The organism is Cohnella sp. SGD-V74 (genome assembly GCF_003001675.1).
GTDB lineage: Bacteria > Bacillota > Bacilli > Paenibacillales > Paenibacillaceae > Cohnella.
Window position 1 is genome coordinate 1 of sequence record NZ_PVYW01000050.1, and the last position, 1,806, is coordinate 1,806.

The 1,806-nt window shown below is 43.9% G+C and carries 2 protein-coding genes; both read left to right on the plus strand.

Annotated features, from left to right (window positions below; genetic code table 11):
- The coding region (locus tag B0G52_RS35470; protein WP_143762693.1) for an endonuclease toxin domain-containing protein at positions 1-758 on the plus strand (758 nt) is incomplete at its 5' end.
- Between the two features lie 10 nt (positions 759-768).
- Positions 769-1,206, plus strand: a complete 438-nt coding sequence (locus B0G52_RS35095; protein WP_094051095.1) for a hypothetical protein — start codon at positions 769-771, stop codon at positions 1,204-1,206.
- Positions 1,207-1,806: the final 600 nt, after the last annotated feature.

The following is a 1,806-nucleotide window of genomic DNA, read 5'->3' on the forward strand; positions in this document are numbered from 1 at the left end:
GGTTTATTAATGAGGATAGCTACGAAGGAACGCTAACAAACCCACTAACACAGAACCTGTACACGTATGTCTACAATAATCCGCTGCGCTTCAACGATCCAAGCGGTCATTGTAACCCTTCTTATGATTACGGTTGTCGGTTATTAGAGCAACTATGGGGGCCCGGAGTAAATAAAGCTATAGATACAACAGAAAAACTAACAAATGATGCTCTAATTGGCGCTGAAAATGCACTGAATGCTTATCCTCCGGCCGCAGCCACTACTGGAACATTGGTACAAGGAGCAAAAGCTGCGGGGCAAGGCGTGAAATATCTATGGAAATCTGCAAAAACCATGTTTAAAAGTGATGATGCAGTGGGAAGCGTTTGGAAACTTAGTCCTTTTGAGCGTGGTGTAGAGATCGAGAGGGCTTTAGGTGGATGGAATAACAATTTCCCTGTTATCGACAAAGCGGGAGATATTGTGAATGGTTACCGAACAAGTATCACCAGCATTAAATCAATAGATTTATCTGCAAAATCCTATCAAAGTGGAAATACTGTCTATACTACAATTATGGGGTATTCAAAAAAGTTGACTAAATTTGAAACAACTTCTTATGGAGGTACGACAATAAGGGTGAATTCTTCGACGCAGAGAATACTCGAAGTAGCAATCCCTAAAGGTGCATCCCCGGCTCAACTGGAACAGATAAAGGGTGCAGTAAATCATGCGGGTAAAATAGGTGTACAAGTCATCATTAAAATTTTTGAATAGAGGTGCTGATGTGGAAGTTACCTTTAAGAATGTCGATATATATGTGGATAATTCCGAAAATTTAATTGCAATCCCTCATGGACATTCTAAGAAATACAGCATGGCGGGATTAGATATTATCTTGACTCTCTCATCGCCCTATAATGATGAACAACTTGCAATATTTCTAGAAGACGCTATGAGCAAATGCTTCTGTCAGGAAGCAGATGACACTTCTGGTTTAAGTTCTCTAGAGAAACATCTACAGATAAAAGGATACTCAAAAGCGACGAAAAGCAGAAGATTAGTCGGATTCGAATGGTTTGCTGATCAAGGATATGTATTAATGCCGACACAGAAAAAAAGAGGCTTTGTTCACATGGAAGACAAAAAAATCAATCTAGGCCATGAAGTAAGCAAAGAAGCACTGGCGGCTGCATTTAGAGAAGCGATGACACTCTCTATTTAGAAGAAACAACGATTCGGCTACCGCTGGGCTAATAACCCAGCATAAAGAGCCTAACCCTAACCTGCTGACCAGCAAACGGCTTGCCCACAAGTTGATTCCCCCGCAGGAGTGGCTCGCAGCCTTTCACTATTCGTTGACAGAATCTCTGTCTCCAACGTTTAGAAAGGCTGTAAGCCGCCCTGCGGCTCATGGTATCAACAGCGGGCAAGCCGTTTGTTTTATCAGGTTTGTGCTATGGCGCGGCTGTCGCCGGGCCAGATAAACCTAACCCCGGCCTTGCGGCAGCATAAGAACCTAACCCTAACCTGATGACCAAAGCAAACGGCTTGCCCACAAGTTGATCCCTCCGCAGGAGTGGCTTGCAGCCTTTCATTTTCGTTGGACGGATTTCCTGTCACCAACGTTTAGAAAGGCTGTAAGCCGCCCTGCGGCTTATGAATCAACAGCGGACAAGCCGTTTGTTTCCATCTGGTTTGGGTTCAGAGCATTGGTTGTCACCGTCAGGTACGATCTTAAAACTTTCCGCCTTCGGCGCTAAGCAATTGATTTAAAGCCCTTCCCCCCTCCCCGATTTTTGGTTTGTAATGCTTCGAAGATTGT